Source organism: Micromonospora sp. CMU55-4 (assembly GCF_011602315.1).
GTDB lineage: Bacteria > Actinomycetota > Actinomycetes > Mycobacteriales > Micromonosporaceae > Micromonospora > Micromonospora chalcea.
Genome location: NZ_JAAOLH010000016.1, coordinates 1 through 17,377, shown reverse-complemented (window position 1 = coordinate 17,377; position 17,377 = coordinate 1). Strand labels below are relative to the sequence as shown.

The following is a 17,377-nucleotide window of genomic DNA, read 5'->3' as shown; positions in this document are numbered from 1 at the left end:
GCGGATTCCCGCTCACCGGCGCAGTGTGGTTTCCCGGGTCATGCGGGACAGCTTTTCCGGGTTGCGCACCGCGTAGAGGCCGCTGATCCGGCCGTCGTCGAGGCGTACCGCGACGACGGTGTCCAGCTCGCCGTCGAGGCGTACCAACAGTGCCGGGTAGCCGTTCACCTGCGCCGGTTCCATCGACGCCACGGCGGCGATCCGGGACCAGCCGCCGGCCAGCAGCCGGGCCACCTTGTCGCCGCCGGTGACCGGGCGGGCGAGCGCCTGCTTGATCCCGCCGCCGTCGCCGACCAGCACCGCGTCCGGGGCCAGGACGCGGAGCAGCCCGTCCAGGTCGCCGGTCTCGACCGCCCGCCGGAACGCGTCGAGGGCGTCGCGGGCCTCGGCAGCCGGGACGGTACGCCGGGGGCGGCGCGCCGCGACGTGGGCGCGCGCCCGGTGCGCGATCTGCCGCACGGCGACGGGCGTCCGCTCGACCGTCTCGGCGATCTCGTCGTAGCCGACGTCGAACACCTCACGCAGCACGAACACGGCCCGCTCGGTCGGCGTCAGCGTCTCCAGCACCAGCAGCATCGCCATCGACACGCTCTCGGCCAACGCCACGTCGTCCGCCACGTCGGGCGCGGTGAGCAGCGGCTCGGGCAGCCACGACCCGACGTACGACTCCTTGCGCCGCCCGAGCGTGCGCAGCCGGGTCAGCGCCTGGCGGGTGGTGATGCGCACCAGGTAGGCGCGCCGGTCCCGCACCTCGCCGAGGTCGACGCCGGCCCAGCGCAGCCAGGTCTCCTGCACCACGTCCTCCGCGTCGGCGGCCGAGCCGAGCATCTCGTACGCGACGGTGAAGAGCAGGTTGCGGTGCGCGAGGAAGTCCTCGGTGGCCTGGTCCGCCATGACTGGCTCCTCCGCTGTCCGGCTGCGCTCCCCACCAGACGCCGCCCGCCGCCGCCGTGTGACATCGGGTCGCTGTGGTGGTCCTCACCCGCCGGCGCCGTCACGCCGGAGCGGTCCCCGGCATCTCGTGTTCGTCCGACACCACCGAAGCAGAGAGGGCGCAACCCATGCAGACCCGATTCAACCTGTTCGAGAACCCGGTCTCGGCGGCGTTCATGAAGCGTTTCGCCGGCGCGGGCCTGGCGATCCACCAGTCGACGTTGCCGCGCACCGTCCAGGAGCTGGTGTCGCTGCGGGCCAGCCAGATCAACGGCTGCGGCTGGTGCATCGACATGCACACCAAGGAGGCGGTGGCCGGGGGTGAGAGCGCGGTGCGGCTGAACCTGGTCGCCGCCTGGCGCGAGTCGACAGTGTTCACCGAGGCCGAGCGCGCGGCGCTGGCGTTCGCCGAGGAGGGCACCCGGTTGGCCGACGCGCATCAGGGCGTGTCCGACGAGACGTGGGCGCGGGTACGCGAGCACTACGACGACGACCAGATCGCCGCGCTGGTGTGCCTGCTCGGGCTGATCAACGCGGCGAACCGGTTCGCGGTGCTCGTGCACCAGCGCGGCGGCTCGTACGAGCCGGGGATGTTCGCGGCGGCGATGAGCTGAGCGTCGCGGCGGCGGTCCGGCCCGGTCGTCCCGGGCCGGACCGCCCCCGGAAAACGCGGCGACACCCGTGCTCCCCGGTGGCCATACTGCTCGCCATGAAGATTGCGGAGGCCCTTGCGCTGCGGGCGGATGCGGCGCGACGCGCCGAACAGCTCCGTGCCCGCATCACCGCGAGCGCCCGCTACCAGGAGGGCGAGACGCCCGCCGAGGACGCCTCGGCGCTGCTCGTGGAGGCGGCCGGGGTGCTCGGTGAGCTGGAGACGCTGATCCGGCGGATCAACCGTACGAACGCCGCGACTGTCGTGGACGGTGGCACCCTGACCGACGCGCTCGCGCGGCGCGACGTGCTGCGCCTGCGGCACGGCGTGGTCACCGCCGCTGCGGACGCCGCTGCGGGCGAGGGCCAGCGCGGCTACCGTCAGCTCCGGTCGGAGCTGAAGATGGTTCCGGCGTTGCCGGTGGCGGAGCTGCGCCGGCAGGCCGACGACCTGGCCCGGCAGATCCGCGAGGTGGACACCACGATCCAGCGGACGAACTGGGAGGTCGACCTGCTGGACTGACGAGTCGCGGAGCAGGTAGCCGACGTGGAGGCGTGCACGCCCCCGAGAGCCGGCGGGCAATCCGGCTCACTCCTGGTGCGCCGAGGGCAGGCGCCGGGGTTCGACTCCCCAGCACACACCGCACGCCCAGCACGGGACACAGGTGACGGCGCACAGGGCACGGCACACCACCAGGTGCAGATCCACGTCGGTGAGGGTGGGACAGGGGACTTCCGCGACTCGTCCCAGGCGTCATCGCAGGTTCCAGAAGAACGACCGGACGTCGTCGACGAACAGGTCCGGCACCTCCAGCGCGGCGAAGTGACCGCCCCGGTCGAACTCGCTCCAGTGCCGGATCGTGTACGTCAGCTCGGCGATCGGGCGTACGGACCGGGTGATGTCGTGCGCGAACACGGCGACTCCGAGCGGGGGCGGGCAGGGCGCGGGCGGGCCACCGAACGCGCTCTCCCGCACCAGCCGCGCGGACGAGGCGGCGGTGCCGGTGAACCAGTAGACCGAGACGTCGGTGAGGATGCGGTCCACGCTGACGGCCGATCCCGGGTCGGTCCACTCGGTGAACTTCTCCGCGATCCACGCGAGCTGCCCAACGGGTGAGTCGTTGAGCGCGTACGACACGGTCTGCGGGCGGCTGGCGTAGAGCACCTGGTGCGGGTGCCGCTGCGTCTTGAGTCGCATGATCCGGGCGAGCCGGTCCCGGTCCTCGCCGGACAGTCCGGCCTCGCCGGTCCAGCCGGGCGGCGGGGGCGTGGGCAGGTAATTGAGGTGCACGCCGACGACGTGTTCCGGGTCGGTGCCGCCGAGCCGGGTGGAGATCACCGAGCCCCAGTCGCCGCCCTGGGCGCCGTACCGCCGGTAGCCGAGCCGGCGCATCAGCTCGGCCCAGGCGCGGGCGACGCGGTCGACGTCCCAGCCGCGTTCCCGGGTCGGGCCGGAGAAGCCGAAACCGGGGATCGACGGTACGACCAGGTGGAACTGTTCGGACAGCGGGCCGATCACATCGAGGAACTCCACGACCGAGCCGGGCCAGCCGTGCGTGAGGATCAGCGGCAGCGCGTCCGGGTCGGCGGCCCGTACGTGCAGGAAATGGATGTTCTGTCCGTCGATGGTGGTGGTGAACTGCGGATACCGGTTCAGCTCGGCCTCGGCCCGCCGCCAGTCGTACGCGGTGCGCCAGCGCTCGGCCAGCTCGCGTACGCGGGCCAGCGGGATGCCGTAGTCCCACCCGGTGCCTGGTAGCTCGTCGGGCCAGCGGGTGCGGGCCAGGCGGTCGGCCAGGTCGTCGAGGTCGGCCTGGGGGACGTGGATACGGAACGGCTCGATCACGGTAGCTCCGATCGTTGGTGTCACTAACGTTTGTGCGACGAACGATAGCGCAGATCGTTGGGGACGCCAACGTTTTTGGATAGGCTGGGCATGTGGAGAACCCGGAGTCGGACGTCGTACCCACCCGCCTGGCCGGCCTGCCGAGCTGGCTGATCACCCAGACCGCCGTACGCGCCGGCCGGCTGGTGAGCGACGGGCTGGCGGCGGTCGACGCGCGTGGCTACCACTTCCGGCTGCTCGCCACGCTCGACGAGTTCGGCCCGGCCAGTCAGGCGGCGCTCGGCAGGCGTAGCGGCATCCACGTCAGCGACGTGGTGGCGGCCCTCAACGAGCTCGCCGAGCGGGAGTTCGTGGTCCGCGCCCCGGACCCGTCCGACCGGCGGCGCAACGTCGTCACCATCACCGCGGCGGGGCGGCGGCAGTTGCGGCGGCTGGAGAAGCGACTCGCCGAGGTGCAGGACGACCTGCTCGCGCCGCTGACCTCGGACGAGCGGGCGGACCTGACCCGGCTCCTTGCTCGGGTGCTGGCCCACCACACCCGTCCGTCCGTCTGATCGTCCGGCTTTCGCGCCCGGTCGCCCCACTCCCTACCTCTATCACTATCGATAGTGATACGGTTCGGTCATGGCGATGTCGATGGAGCGGTGGGCGGAGGTGGCGCTGCACCCGGTGCGGCTCCGCGTCCTGCGTGCTGTGGCGGGCACCCGGGTGACCACTCACGACCTGGCCGAGCTGCTGCCCGACGTCCCGCACGCCACGCTCTACCGGCACCTGGCGACGCTCGTGAAGGCCGGGATGCTCGACGTGGTGCAGGAGCGCAAGGTGCGCGGCGCCGTCGAGCGGGTGTACGCGCTGCCCGCGCACGGCGCGGCGCTGGACCCGGCGGCCCTGGCCACGGCCACGCCGGAGGACCACGCGCGCTACTTCACCGCGTTCGTGTCGAGCCTGCTGTCCGAGTTCTCCCGCTACCTCGCCCGCGACCGCGTCGACTTCGTCGCCGACGGGGTCGGATACCAGCAGCTCGTACTGCACCTGACCGACGCCGAGCTGCACGAGTTCGCGGCCGGGCTCAACGCGCTGGTCGGCCCGTTGCTCGCCAGAGGGCCCGGCGACGGCCGGATCCCCCGGCTGCTGGCGACCGTCCTGATGCCCGCCGATCGCCCGGTGCCCCCCGGCGACACGCACACGTCAGCGCACGACTCCGACACGACGAAGGGCGACGACTGATGGCCTCCGTAATGCTCAACGGCGATGTGATCGACATCCGGTTCACCGGATGGGAGCGGATGTGGGTCGGGCGGGAGCGGTTCGCGCTGCGCCTGGCCGCCGTGCGGCACGCCGCCCCGGTGGACGAGCCGATCCGGCTGGCCCGGGGCGCCCGGCGCGGGTACGCCGTGTCCGGCTTCGCCAAGATCGGCGTCTGGGGTCTGTTCGGCGGTCCCCGGCAGCTCGTGGCGGCCCGGCGCGGTCAGCCCGGCCTGCACCTGGTGCTGGACCGCGCGGCGGCCGGCGGCGAGTTCGACGAGGTGGTGGTCTCCGACCCGGCCGCGCCGGGCCTCGCCGAGACGATCGGGCGTGCGACGCGGGGCCGGCCATGACCGGCGACCACCTGGCGATCGAGGCGTCGGGCCTGACCAAACGCTACGGCGACGTCACCGCCGTACGCGATCTGACCTTCACCGTGCGACCCGGCGCGGTCACCGGCTTCCTCGGCCCGAACGGCGCCGGCAAGACCACCACGATGCGCATGCTGACCGGTCTGGTCACGCCGACCAGCGGCACCGCCACCATCGGCGGGCAGCCGTACGGCCGGCTGGCCCAGCCGGCACGGACCGTCGGCGCGGTGTTCGACGGCAACGCGTTCCACCCCGGCCACACCGCCCGTGACCACCTGGGCGTCTACGCCGCGATGGCCGGCTGCCCGGACAGCCGGGTCGCGGAACTGCTGGATCTGCTCGGCCTCGCGCAGGCCGCCGACCGTCGTACCCGGGGGTTCTCCACCGGCATGCGGCAACGGCTCAGCCTCGCCACGGCGCTGCTCGGCGACCCGCGCGTCCTGCTGCTCGACGAACCGTCGAACGGCCTGGACCCGGAAGGCATGTCGTGGCTGCGCGGGCTGCTGCGCCGCCTCGCCGACGAGGGCCGCACCGTACTGGTCTCCAGCCACGTCCTGCACGAGGTCCAGCAGGTGGTCGACGACGTGGTGGTGATCCGGCGCGGCGAACTCGTCGCCGCCGGGCCGTTGTCGCGGCTCACCGGCCCGCCGACGGTGCTCGTCACCTCGCCGGACGCGACAGCCCTGGCCGCCGCGCTGGCGGCCGCCGCCGGGTCCGTCGAGGCCGCCGGGCCCGGCCGCCTGCGGGTACGCGGACTGGACGCGCCGCGCGTCGCCGACCTGGCCGCCGACCACCGGCTGCGGGTCCACGAACTGGTCACCGAGACCACAAGCCTCGAACAGCTCTTCCTCGACCTGACCACCGAAAAGGCGGAGGCCCGATGAACCTGATCAGAGCGGAACTACGCCGGGTCCTGGCCACCCGGATGTGGGGTGCGCTGCTGCTCGCCTCCGTCGCGCTGGGCGGCGGCCTGGTCGGGATGATGGCGCTGGTCGGGCCGGAGAACTTCGACCCGCCGATGCCCGGCCTGCACACCGAGGAGGGCCTGCGGTCCATCCTCGGCATCCTCGGCTTCACCGCCTTCGTGCCCGCCGCCGCCGGCGCCCTCGCGGCCACCTCCGAGCATCGGCACGGCACCGCCGCCGTCACGTTCATGTTCGCGCCGCGCCGAGGGCGGGTGTTGGCCGCCAAACTCGCCACCCACGCGATCGTCGGCCTCGCCTACGGCCTCGTGCTCGCCGTCGCCGCCGCGGCGGCCCTGTTCACAGTCGCCGCCGCGCGTGGCGTGTCGCTGGGCCTGCCCGCTCCCACGGTGCTGGCGCTGCTCGCCCGCATCGGCGTCGCGATGGCGGTGTACCTGCTCGTCGGCACCGGCGTGGGCGCGCTGCTCCGCAACCAGGTCGCGGCCGTGTGCGTCGTGGTCGGCTACCTGTACCTGGCCGAGCCCGTACTGATGATGATCCCCGGCGTCAACGCGCTCTACCCGCTCCTGCCCGGCGGCGCCACCGCCGCGCTCACCGACTTCACGTACGTCGCCGACGCGATGTCCGCGCAGCTCGGCAGCGACGCCGTCGCGCTCCTGCCGCCGGCGGCCGGCGCGCTGCTGCTGACCGGGTACGCGCTCGCCGCAGCCGCGATCGCCGTGGTCGTCCCGATGCGCCGCGACATCACCTGAGCGTCGCGAGCCGGACGATCTCCTCAGCGGTCAGCGGGCTGCGGGGATGGTGGGTCAGGCACATGGGAGCTTGCATCTTGACGAACCGGGCCCCCTCGACCGCGGCGTAGAACTGGCCGGTACGCAGCTTGCCGATGTCCGGGACGTCGGTGCCCTTCGCCCTGGCCACATCCCGGGCCGCCTCGATCTGCACCGGCACGGTGAGCAGGCCGAAGAACTGCGTGGCGGCGTTGCCGGGGATCTGGTTGTGCAACGCCTTCGGTGCCTGGGTGGCGAAGACCAGCCCCAGCCCGTACTTGCGGGCCTGCGAGGTCAGCGCGAGCGTGCTCTGGGTGCAGGCGGTCACGGCGCCGGACGGGGCCAGCGTCTGCGCCTCGTCCATGACGAAGAGTCCACCGAGTGGCCGGTCCCCGGCCGGATGACGCTTGATCCAGGTGAACAGGGCGAGCTGCAACTGGTTGACGAAGCTCTGCCGCTGATTGTCCTCGGGCAACCCGGCGAGGTTGATCACCGAGACCCGGGCGCGGCGACCGGGGGGCGGGGTGAGCAGCTCGCCCGGGTCGACAGGCGTTCCGACGCCGCCCAGGAGCGGATCGTTGATCAGGGCGGCCTTGAGTAGCTGGGCCATGCCGGCGGCCAGCTTGGGCGCGCTGTCGAGCTGACTCACCCCGTCCGGTAAATCGTTGAGGACGTCGGTGAACTCACGCAGGTCACTCGCGCCGCTGCGGGCGTAGCCGATCAGCGCCTCGCGCAGCACGGCCCGGCCGAGCCGGGCCTTGTCGGTGCCGCCGTCCACCCGGGCGTGCGGGGCGAGCGTGGCGACGGCGGCGTTGACGGCCGAGGTGAACCCGTCCGGGTCGTCGAGCACGTCGGCGAAGGCCGGCAACGGCTGGAAGCTCAACGGCCGACCGGCCTGCCGTCCCGGCGTCCAGACGACCACGTCGGTGCCGGCCAGATATTCCGCCGCGCGGCGGGCGTCGTCCGCGCCCCAGCCCGGCGGTGCGGCGGGCCAGGTCTCGCCGAGCCGGGCCAGGTCATTGTTGGGGTCGAGCACGATGGCCGACACGCCGCGCAGGGCGCACTCCTCGACCAGGCGGCGGATCAGTACGGTCTTGCCGGAACCGGAGCCGGCGAAGATGACTGTGTGCCGGCGCAGCGCTTCCAGGTCGAGGCCGACCGGTTCGGGCCGCCCGGTGACAGTGCCGATCTCCATCCGCTCCGGGTCGATGCCCGCCACCGGTGGCAGGGGAGCGACCACCGGCGGCGCCGGGTCGAGCCCGGCGGAGCGCGGCGTCGGGACGGGACCGGCGGAGCGCGGTGCAGCGGTGGCCGGCGGTGGCGTCCCGACCGGGGGTCGGTCCGGCGCCTCCTCTGGCCGCTCCTCGGTCCGGACGGCTTCCGGCGCACCCGGCCAGTCGCCCAGCGCCTCCCGCAGGCAGGTGATGTCGGAGGCCGGCCGGCGATCGGCGAACCAGGGCCGCAGCGTCTCCCGCCCGTAGTCCTGGATGAGTTGTTCGAGCGCGGCCAGCCGGGCGACGTCCGGCGCGTCCAGGGGAAGCCGCCGACCGCCGGCCCGCTCGAACGCGTCAAGCACCTCACGGGTACGGGCACCGGCCGACCACTCCGCGCTGCGCAGCAGGAAGAGCCGTCGTTTGGCGACCCCCTCGGTGAGTCCGGCGGTCGTGATCGCGTTGCGGATCCGGTTGAGCACGGCGATGTGGTGCGGCGCGGAGATCGCCCGGAACGACCAGTGCTCCTCGTCCTCGCTGTCCTCGCTCAGGCTGTGCCGTAGCCGGGCGTGCAGCGCCGGCTTGGTTCCGGCGGGGATCGGGTCGAGGCTGAACGCGTCGACTGCCGCGCCCTGCGCGGCGATCCACGCGGTCAGGCCGGCTTCGAGCAGGCGCGGGACGCGGGCGTCCTCCGTCTGCGGGGACAGGGCGGTGTCGGCGGCGGCGACCAGCTCCGCGTACCGGGCGTCGAGCTTGCCGAATCCGTTCGTCCGGCTCTCCGGTGGCGGCCCGGTGACCGTGGCGGGCGCGATATCCCCGGCGACGCGCTCGCCGGTCGCGTGCAGCAGGTGCCGCAGTTCCCGCGCCTCGCCGTCGGCCAGGCAGGCCCGGACGTGCGTGTCGATCCGCCGTAGCAGCTCACGAGGGGTGAAGCCGACAACCTCCTGGAACGCGTCCGGGTGGACCGGCCAGGTGGGGTGCGGCGGGGTGAACCCGAGGCCCTCGAAAAGCACCGCGAACCGCTTCTCGACCAGCTCGCGGCCAACCTCGACGGAGGGGATCTCCTTGAGCGGGGCGGCCTCCCGGAACCGGTCCTGGACGGTGTCCGTCGCCTGCTGCTGGATGCTGCGCCACGTCTGCGGCAGGCACGAGACGACGGACAGCGTCCGGCGAGTGGTCTCGCGTAGCGCCATCAGTCCGCTGGCGACCTGTTCGAGCAGGAGCGAGGTCTGCCAGTCCGCCTCGCCCCGGGCGTCCTGGTTCGTGGCCTTCACGGACTGGGCGATCATCAGGTCGATCTGGTCCACCGCGATCACGGTCGGACCGACGACGGCGAGCAGCCGGGAGATGTCCCGGACCACCTCCTGGGGCGCACGACGATTGCGCCGCAGCCCCCACCCGGCCCGTTGGCCGGGCTCCTCCTCGTCCATCGAGGAGAGGAAGTCGTAGCCGATGTCCTGCACGGCTGACTGCTCGGCCGCGTAGAGCACCAGGGCGCGCGCGGTGTCCTGGCACTCCGTGCCGATCTGCCGGTCCTTCTTGCGGATCAGGTCGACGAAGGCGTCGAGCGTCGGACGGCTGAGTTCGGTCTCACCGGCGACCGCGCGCCGTACCGTCCGGGGCGCACCCACCGCGTCGGCCAGCCGGCGCAGGAACGCCCGTAGCTGGGTCGTCTCGTCCGGCATCGGACGGACCAGGCCCTCCAGCATCGAGATCGCGGTGCGTTGCCAGAACGTCCGGGCCTCGAGCAGTTCGACCAGGAAGAAGAAGCCGCCGCGCCCCTGCACCTGCTGGCGGACCGTGCCGATGAGGTGGGTCTTGCCGGTGCCGCGCTGGCCGAGGATGGCCACGCCCACCGGACTGGAGTCGGTGCTGGCCTGAGCCTCCGCGAAGCTGTCCAGCACCGTCGTGACGACGTCGTGGTGCAGACCCTCCACGTGGAACGGTGTGGGTTTCCAGACGTCGTCCGGGGTCGGAGCCCAGTTGAACCTCAGCGCTGCCAGGGCACGGCGTTGCTCGTCGCCGATCATGACGAGATGGCGACCAGATGCTTGTCCTGGTTGCCGATGGTCACCGCCGCCGCCCGCTCCTGCGGCTTCAGCACCTTCTGGTTGGACTCGGGCACCAGGTGCACGCCGCGCTCCCGGTTAAGCGTCACGAGCGCGGCGTCGAACTCGGGGCGGGGCAGGTCGGAGAGGGCGTCGCGAAGATCGGCCAGCATGACGTAGTCGCCGGGCTTGGCGGCCAGCTCGTGGTACGCCTGCCGGATCAGCGTGACCGCGTCCGCGGCCGGGGACGCCGACGACGCCACCGGCGGCGGCGCGACGACCTCGTCCCGGTTGATCTGCATCCGGAACAGGTCGTCGGCGCGGGTCCCGGAATGGTCGATCAGCCGGCGCAGGAAGTCGAGCGCGACGTAGAGCGTTCCGCCCGCGGTACCGGCGCCCTTCGGCGGTTCCGCGCCCAACTCCTCGGTGGCGCGGTCCCATCCCTTGTCGGTGAGCGCCAGCGTGATCGGCTTCTCGGTGACCTCGATCAGGCCGAGTGATTCAAGTCGACGGCGGTGATCGGCTTTCAGGCCGATACCGGCGACATTGGTGAAGTAGGTCTGCGGCAAAGGCGCCGCCTTCACCATCAGCGTGACAAGAATGCACCGGTCGACGAGGGTCAGTTCCTTTTCCGGCATGCGGATGCTCCTCTGCGGCACGAGCTCCCACCGCGTCGACGGTGTGATCGAAGGCTCGGAAGGGGTGGCCATGATCGAGGTGGGCAACGGGGACGGCCCCGGCGCACGGGCCGATTCTGCCGACGGCGCCGGACTCGCGCAAGGTCACCGATCTCGCTGACGAAAGCCGACAGGGCCGCGTAGTGGATCTCCAACGGTCCTGCGTGGACGCCTCGATTGAAACGCCTGTTCGGCGGCTTCGGCGCGGTCGGTCGACCCGACCATTGCGAAATGACAAGGACAGCGGGCAGCATGGCAGACCGGCGCGAGGGCCGGAGTTCTGCTCCGCCGCGAACCCTCCCGCCTGTTCTCCAGAAATACGTCACGGAGGTGACCGTGCAGTCTGAGGTGGTCCGCTACCAGGTCGACGACGAAACGGTTGCCTTGATCGAAGTCGAGCCGACACCCGGTTTCCAGCCCGCAGGCTTCGGCGACGTCGCCGGCTGGGTACGCGAATCCGCGGCACCGGCGGTCGCCGCCGCCCGGGAATTGCTGGAACAGGTCAAGACCGTCTCTCCCGACGCGGTGGAGGTGCGCTTCGGGATCAAGGCCACCGGCACGGCGAGCTGGGTGGTGGCGAAGGCGACCGGAGAGGCGAACTTCGAGGTCACCCTCGCCTGGCAGCCGGACGGCCCCACCGATCGCGGTGCCGGTCCACGGCGCTGACGGACGGCTCGGCCCGTGACAACGGCCCCGGACGAGAGCGCGTGGGCGGTTGCCCTGCACCGTGAGGCGGACCCGCACACGGCACTCGGCACCGGCATCGTCATCGCCGCCAACCTGGTGCTCACCTGCCACCACGTGGCGTTCGCCGCCGACGGCACCCTCCGCCCCGATCTCACTGTCGCCTTTCCGCGCGCGCCCAAGGTCGCCTACTTCGACCGGCGCAAGGTCCGGCGGTGCCGGCACGACGGCATGCCGGCGGCGCACGTCGACGTGGTGGTGCTCGAACTCGTCGAGCCGGTGCCGGCGACCGTCACCCCGGCGCGGCTGCGCTGCCTCGCCCCCAAGCCGCTGCTCGACCGCCCCTTCTGGGCGTACGGCTTCCCGGCCGGGGTGGTCGGCGGCCTGCAGGCGACCGGTTCCGTCGTCGAAGACGGCGGGTACGGCCGCGTCACCATCGACAGCGGCGCTGCCGGGCCGCTCAGCAAGGGGTTCAGCGGCGGCGCGTTGTGGTCCCCGGAGTACCAGGCGGTGGTCGGCGTCGTCGTCACGGCCGACGGCAAGGGCAAGGGGCAGGCGGTGACGCTGCACCACGTCGACGAGCAGGTGCCGGCGATGACGTTGGGCGCGTTGTCGGCCTGGCGGGTCGAGGACGCCGACGACGCCGCGCTATCGGCCTGGGGGTGGACGTTGAGCACCGACGGTGAGGCCGGCCGGCACTGGCTGCCCCGGGCGCGGGGCGTCGCCGTGGACACCGAGGGCGGCGCGCGGTTCCGGGGTCGTACGGCCGCGCTCCGGCGGATCGTCGACTTCATCGACGGGAAGGCGCCCGCCACCCGGCCGCTGATCGTCACGGGTTCGCCAGGCGTCGGCAAGTCCGCCGTCCTGGGCCGCGTGGTGACCACGGCCGACCAGCAGATCCGGGACAGCCTGCCGGGCGGCGACACCGCCGTACGGGCCACTGTCGGCTCGGTGTCCTGCGCCGTGCACGCCAAGGGCAAGACCGCGCTGGAGGTGGCGCTCGAGATCGCCCGGGCGGCCGCCGTCGACCTGCCCGGTGCGCCGGCCGATCTGATGCCGGCCGTGCGGGACCGGCTGGCGCGGCGTCCGGCTCGCTTCGCGCTCGTCATCGATGCGCTGGACGAGACGGCCGACCCCGGTCAGGCCCGGCAGGTCATCGACGACGTCCTGCTGCCGCTGGCCCGGGAGTGCGGCCGGTACGGCGTGCGGGTGGTTGTCGGCACCCGGCGCGGCGACGACCGGGGTGACCTGATCGCCTGCTTCGGTGATCCGGTCGAGCTGGTGGATCTGGACACACCGGAATACTTCGCCGGGGCCGATCTGGTGAACTACGCCCTGGCGACCCTGCGACTGCTCGGCGCGGAACGGCCGGGCAACCCGTACAGCGACTCGGCGGCGGCTATCCCGCTGGCCCGCCGGATCGCCGAGCTGGCGAAGGGAAACTTCCTGGTGGCCGGTCTCGTCGCACGGGCACACGCGCTGCGCGACATCGAGCCCGTCGACCCGGCTTCGGTGTCGTTCAGCGCGACAGTGGCCCATGCGCTCGACTCCTATCTGGCCGGGCTGCCGGCTGCCGGCTCGGCCTCCGCCCGGCTCGCCCTCACCGCCCTGGCGTACGCCGAGACGCCGGGTCTGCCGCTGTCGCTCTGGCGGATCGCGGTGACCGCGCTCGGCGGCACGGTCACCGAGGACGAACTCCTCGCGTTCGCCCGTACGTCGGCGGCGAACTTCCTGGTCGAGACCGGTGGCGGCAGCCGGCCCGCGTACCGCCTGTTCCACCAGGCCCTCAACGACGCGTTGTTGGACGGCGCGTCACGCCGGGACGACCAGCGACGGCTGGTCGCCGCCTGGGCGGACCTGGCGGCCGAGGTGGGATGGGCCTCGGTGCCCGACTACCTACGGCGCTCCCTGCCCCAGCACGCCTCCCGCGCCGGGCTCGTGGAGCGGCTCCTCGCCGACGAGGGCTACCTCCTGCACGCGCACCTGGAGCGGTTGCTCTCGGTCGTCGACATGGAGAGACCGCTGGAGCCGCTGTCCCGATCACGGGTGCGGCTGCTGCACCGGACGCCGCTCGCTGTCGCGGCGGCACCGGCCGAGCGCGCCGCCCTCTTCTCGGTCGTCGACCGGCTCGACGGACTGGGCAGCGGGATCGAGGCCGACGGCGCGCCGTACCGCGCGCGCTGGGCGCACACCCCGCCCCGGCAGGAGCGCAGCGTGCTGGACGGGCACTCGCAGGCCGTCTACGACGTGGCGGCCGTCGAGCTGGACGATCGGTGGTTGCTCGCCTCCGCCGGTGACGACGGCACGGTCCGGCTCTGGGACCCGATGACCAACCAGGCCGTGGGAGTCTTCCCGTGTCACAACGACACGATCCGCGGGCTGTGCGCTGTCCGTACCGGCGGCGGCGAGACGTTGATCGCCACCGCCAGCCACGACGGGACCGTCGGCCTGTGGGATCCCCGGACCGGCCAGCGTCGGCACGAACTGAGCGGGCACGAAGACTGGGTCCGCAACATCTGCGTCATTCCACTGCCGGACGGCGACCTGCTCGCCTCGGCCGGCGACGACCGGACGGTCCGGATCTGGGATCCGGTGACCGGGACGCAGCGCTACGCGTTGACCGGGCACTCGGGCTGGGTGACGGCCGTGACGTACGTCCCGTCGGACGGCCGGCACCTGCTCGCCTCCACCGGCTTCGACGGCGTGGTCCGGGTCTGGGAGCCGACGGCCGACACGCGCCCGACGCTGACCCTCACCGGACATGTCGGCTGGGTGACCACGCTCTACGCCGTTCGAGCGCCGGGTGGCACGTTGCTCGCCTCGGCCGGCTACGACGGCACGGTCCGGCTCTGGGACCCGCAGAGCGGCGAATGCGTCCACGTCCTTGCCACCGGTGGACCGGTCACGGATCTGTGCACGGTCGAGGTCGACGGGGGCTGTCTGCTCGTGTCGACGGGTGAGGACGGGCTCATCCGGGTCTGGGACGTGCCGACGTGGACGAGCCGGCCGAGCCTGCGGGGGCACGCGAGCTGGATCCGTGCGGTCTGCGAGCTGCGTACGGCGAAGGACCGGATGCTGGCGACGGCGGGTGACGACGGCACGGTGCGGCTGTGGGACCCGGCCGGCGGCCGACCCGACACGGTCGCCGAGCGGGACCGGCTCGGGCCCGTGCACAGCCTCTGCGCGGTCCCTGACGAGCGACCGGGCCTGGTCGCCTCCGGCGGTGCCGACGGCCGGGTGCGGATCTGGGACGCCGCCACGGGCGAGCGGCTGCGGGAGATCCCGACACCCGGCGGGCCGGTAAACGCGATGTGCGCGGTCGCCGACGTCGAGGAGCCGCTGCTCGTCACCGCCCAGGACGACAACACGGTCGGAACCTGGAGTGTGCGGCACAGCGCCTTGGTGGGGGAGATGACCGAGCACCACGCTCCGGTGGCGGCGGTCTGCCCGATCGTCATCGGCGGTGAGACGCTCGTCGCGTCGGCCGGCGACGACCAGGCCATCCGGCTCTGGCACCCGCAGACCGGCACCGTGCGGGCGGTCCTGCTCGGGCACGTCACCCGCGCATGGGTGACGGCCCTCGCGACGGTTCGGTGGCCCGAGGTGGAGGCGCTCGCCTCGGCCGACAAGAGCGGCACGGTGATGCTGTGGGGCGGTGGTGACACGCCGGTCTGGACCCGGCAGGGACATCAGGACGCGGTCACCGCGCTCTGCGGCCTGGTCGTGGCGGGTCGCCGGATGCTGGCGTCGGCCAGCGCCGACCACACGATCCGTCTGTGGGACGCCGAGTGGGGTGAGCCCGTGGACGTGTTCACCGGCCACACGGCTGCCGTAACCGGGCTGAGCCTGGTGCGGGTCGGCGGGCGGGATCTGCTCGCCTCGACCAGCCGGGACCGGACGGTGCGGATCTGGGACCCGTCCACCGGACGGGCGCTGCACACCATCCCCGTCTATCACCCGGCGCTGACGTGCTGCACTGTCGACGGAACGTTGCTCGTCGGTCTGGATCAGGGCCTGCTGGCGTTGGACGTCGACGGCCGGAGCGACCTGCCACCCGAGGCCGCGGACCGTGCGGTCGCTCGGGTGGCGGTGCGCTGCTGATCAGGGGCGCAGCACGTAGCGTCCGCGTACCCCGCCCTCGGCCGCCGCCCGGTGCGCGTCCGCCACCCGGTCCAGCGGCACCACCGCGTGCACCCGCGCCGGCAGCTCACCGGCGGCGGTGCGGGCGAGCAGGTCGGCCAGGCGTGTCCCGTCGGCGTGCACCTCGACCGCGCGCACCGTGACACCGCGTTCGGCGGCCGGGTGGGCGTTCGGCCGTACCCCGACGAACACGCCGCCGTCACCTACCAGCGCGAGCCCTCGGTCCTGGAGCGCCGCGGCGTCGGCGACCGCGTCCCAGCCCGGCTCGGCGGCGGTGGTGAAGTCGGCGCCCAGCCCGCGCACGAACTTCTCGTCCCCGGCCCGCGCCAGGCCGGTCACCCGCCATCCCCGGTCCCGGGCGAGCGGCACGACGTAGCCGCCGACCGCGCCGGCCGCGCCGGTGACCAGCAGCCGGCCGCCGGCGGGCGGGTCGCCGAGCAGGTCGACGATCTGCGCCGCGGTCAGGCCGTTGAGCGGCACTGTCGCCGCCGCCACCAGGTCCAGATCATCGGGTACGACGGCCAGGTCGGCGGCGGGCACGACAAGCTGCTCGGCGTACGTGCCGAAGTCGCGGTCGAACCCGCCCACCAGGCCGGCGACCCGGGTGCCCACGGCGAGGTCGACGCCCGGCCCGGCCGCGGCGACGACACCGGCGAAGTCCCAGCCCAGGCCGGTGTGGTGCGGCTGGTGGATGAGCCCCAGCGAGTGGAAGAAGCCGCTGACGACGCCGAGGTCGGCCGGGTTGACCGGCGCCGCCGCGACGTCCACCCGGACCTCGCCGGGTCCCGGCTCGCGCTGCGGGACGTCGATGATCTCGATGGCCTCGGGTCCGCCCGGGGTGCGGACGACTGCGGTGCGGAAGGTACGCGTACCCATGGTTCTGTCTCCTTGGTCGTGAGGGATGCCCTGCTCCACGATGGAGGGGTAACTTTCCATCGGGAAGTACGCACTTCGGAGTGCGTTGGGTACCCCCGGGTAGGAGGCGCGGACGATGCCGACGCAGACGGCGGCGGAGAAGCGGGCGCAGGCGCGGGAGGAGTACGACGCGTTCCTCGCCGGCTGCCCGAGCCGGCAACTCCTGGACCGGATCTCCGACAAGTGGGTGGCGCTGATCCTGGCCGCGCTCGGCCGCGACGGGCCCGACCGCAACGCGGAGCCGCGGGTCATGCGCTACTCCGAGCTGTCGCGGCGGTTGGCCGGCGTCAGCCAGAAGATGCTCACCCAGACGTTGCGCTCACTGGAACGCGACGGCCTTGTCACCCGCACCGTGACGCCGAGCGTGCCGGTGACTGTCACCTACGAGCTGACCGACCTCGGTCAGTCGCTGCACCAGCTGATGTACGGCATGAAGCTGTGGGCCGAGGCGCACATGGACGAGGTGCACGCCAACCGCGAGCGGTACGACGCCGCCGGTCACTGACCGGATCTCCGAAACTTTCGGTCGTGCTCGCGCTTCTCGGCGCCCTTCGCTCGCACGGTCATCCATGGACTCCCGCGCTGATCAGCCGGTTGAGTCCATGTTCGCGTCGACATCGACATTGACCGATCGTGCCGTCGCGGATATCTTCCCAGGGAAGTTACCGGTACATCTTCGAAAAGTTTCAGGGCAGTGACGCGGGGGGTGGGCGCACCGCCTACTCCACTCGCGTCAGGCCGGGCATCGCCAGCGCATCATCGTCCGATATGCAGAGGAGTGTCATGAAACATCTACCGAGGCGCAGCCACCGCGTGGTGCTGGCCGCCGTCAGCAGCGCGCTGGCTCTCGCCGGCGCCGCGCTCGTGGTGCCCACCATTGCCCAGGCGGCGGCGAGCACGCTCGGTGCCGCCGCGGCACAGTCGGGCCGCTACTTCGGCACCGCCATCGCGGCGAACCGACTG

15 protein-coding genes and 1 pseudogene are annotated in these 17,377 nt (G+C 72.7%); 11 read left to right on the top strand and 5 right to left on the bottom strand.

Annotated features, from left to right (window positions below; translation table 11 throughout):
• Positions 1 to 12: 12 nt before the first annotated feature.
• Positions 13 to 894, bottom strand: a complete 882-nt coding sequence (locus HA073_RS24105; protein ID WP_064448365.1) for an RNA polymerase sigma-70 factor — start codon at positions 892 to 894, stop codon at positions 13 to 15.
• A 167-nt stretch (positions 895 to 1,061) separates the two neighbouring features.
• On the opposite strand from HA073_RS24105, the gene HA073_RS24100 reads away from it, so the two are divergent.
• Positions 1,062 to 1,547 (top strand): carboxymuconolactone decarboxylase family protein, encoded by a 486-nt coding sequence (locus HA073_RS24100; protein ID WP_043327495.1) that lies wholly within the window; start codon positions 1,062 to 1,064, stop codon positions 1,545 to 1,547.
• Between the two features lie 95 nt (positions 1,548 to 1,642).
• Entirely contained in the window at positions 1,643 to 2,107 is a 465-nt protein-coding gene (locus HA073_RS24095; protein ID WP_030500648.1) for a DIP1984 family protein, read from the top strand.
• 231 nt (positions 2,108 to 2,338) lie between these two features.
• On the opposite strand, the gene HA073_RS24090 is transcribed toward HA073_RS24095, so the two are convergent.
• Positions 2,339 to 3,430: an epoxide hydrolase family protein gene (locus HA073_RS24090; protein WP_166457352.1), complete on the bottom strand. Its 1,092-nt coding sequence runs from the start codon at positions 3,428 to 3,430 to the stop codon at positions 2,339 to 2,341.
• Between the two features lie 92 nt (positions 3,431 to 3,522).
• On the opposite strand from HA073_RS24090, the gene HA073_RS24085 reads away from it, so the two are divergent.
• From HA073_RS24085 to HA073_RS24065, 5 genes are all read left to right on the top strand, one after another.
• Positions 3,523 to 3,984: a MarR family winged helix-turn-helix transcriptional regulator gene (locus HA073_RS24085; RefSeq protein ID WP_166457351.1), complete on the top strand. Its 462-nt coding sequence runs from the start codon at positions 3,523 to 3,525 to the stop codon at positions 3,982 to 3,984.
• 70 nt (positions 3,985 to 4,054) lie between these two features.
• Complete coding sequence (locus HA073_RS24080) at positions 4,055 to 4,657, top strand: helix-turn-helix domain-containing protein (protein ID WP_223201265.1); 603 nt, start codon at positions 4,055 to 4,057, stop codon at positions 4,655 to 4,657.
• Entirely contained in the window at positions 4,657 to 5,028 is a 372-nt protein-coding gene (locus HA073_RS24075; protein WP_064448368.1) for a hypothetical protein, read from the top strand. Before HA073_RS24080 ends, HA073_RS24075 begins: the two co-directional genes overlap by 1 nt.
• Entirely contained in the window at positions 5,025 to 5,930 is a 906-nt protein-coding gene (locus HA073_RS24070) for an ABC transporter ATP-binding protein (protein ID WP_166457350.1), read from the top strand. The genes HA073_RS24075 and HA073_RS24070 overlap by 4 nt, the downstream gene beginning before the upstream one ends.
• Positions 5,927 to 6,721: an ABC transporter permease gene (locus HA073_RS24065; RefSeq protein ID WP_166457349.1), complete on the top strand. Its 795-nt coding sequence runs from the start codon at positions 5,927 to 5,929 to the stop codon at positions 6,719 to 6,721. The genes HA073_RS24070 and HA073_RS24065 overlap by 4 nt, the downstream gene beginning before the upstream one ends.
• Here HA073_RS24065 and HA073_RS24060 read toward each other — a convergent pair.
• Positions 6,714 to 9,980 (bottom strand): helicase HerA domain-containing protein, encoded by a 3,267-nt coding sequence (locus HA073_RS24060; protein ID WP_205798426.1) that lies wholly within the window; start codon positions 9,978 to 9,980, stop codon positions 6,714 to 6,716. The two genes, HA073_RS24065 and HA073_RS24060, sit on opposite strands and share 8 nt — an antisense overlap.
• Complete coding sequence (locus HA073_RS24055; protein ID WP_240925932.1) at positions 9,977 to 10,723, bottom strand: hypothetical protein; 747 nt, start codon at positions 10,721 to 10,723, stop codon at positions 9,977 to 9,979. The genes HA073_RS24060 and HA073_RS24055 overlap by 4 nt, the downstream gene beginning before the upstream one ends.
• Before the next feature lie 288 nt (positions 10,724 to 11,011).
• Here HA073_RS24055 and HA073_RS24050 point away from each other — a divergent pair, with 288 nt between their 5' ends.
• Positions 11,012 to 11,341 carry a CU044_2847 family protein gene (locus HA073_RS24050; protein WP_013283485.1) on the top strand — a complete coding sequence of 110 codons (330 nt, stop codon included), beginning with the start codon at positions 11,012 to 11,014 and terminating at the stop codon, positions 11,339 to 11,341.
• Between the two features lie 15 nt (positions 11,342 to 11,356).
• Entirely contained in the window at positions 11,357 to 15,460 is a 4,104-nt protein-coding gene (locus HA073_RS24045; RefSeq protein ID WP_166457348.1) for a WD40 repeat domain-containing protein, read from the top strand.
• Here HA073_RS24045 and HA073_RS24040 read toward each other — a convergent pair whose 3' ends face one another.
• Positions 15,461 to 16,375, bottom strand: a complete 915-nt coding sequence (locus tag HA073_RS24040) for an NADP-dependent oxidoreductase (protein WP_166457347.1) — start codon at positions 16,373 to 16,375, stop codon at positions 15,461 to 15,463. It abuts the gene before it with no gap.
• Positions 16,376 to 16,490: 115 nt separating this feature from the next.
• On the opposite strand from HA073_RS24040, the gene HA073_RS24035 reads away from it, so the two are divergent.
• Positions 16,491 to 16,919, top strand: coding sequence for a helix-turn-helix domain-containing protein (locus tag HA073_RS24035; protein WP_043327477.1), 429 nt, complete (start codon positions 16,491 to 16,493; stop codon positions 16,917 to 16,919).
• Positions 16,920 to 17,197: 278 nt separating this feature from the next.
• Positions 17,198 to 17,377, top strand: a pseudogene (locus tag HA073_RS24030) (1,4-beta-xylanase); the annotation flags it as partial.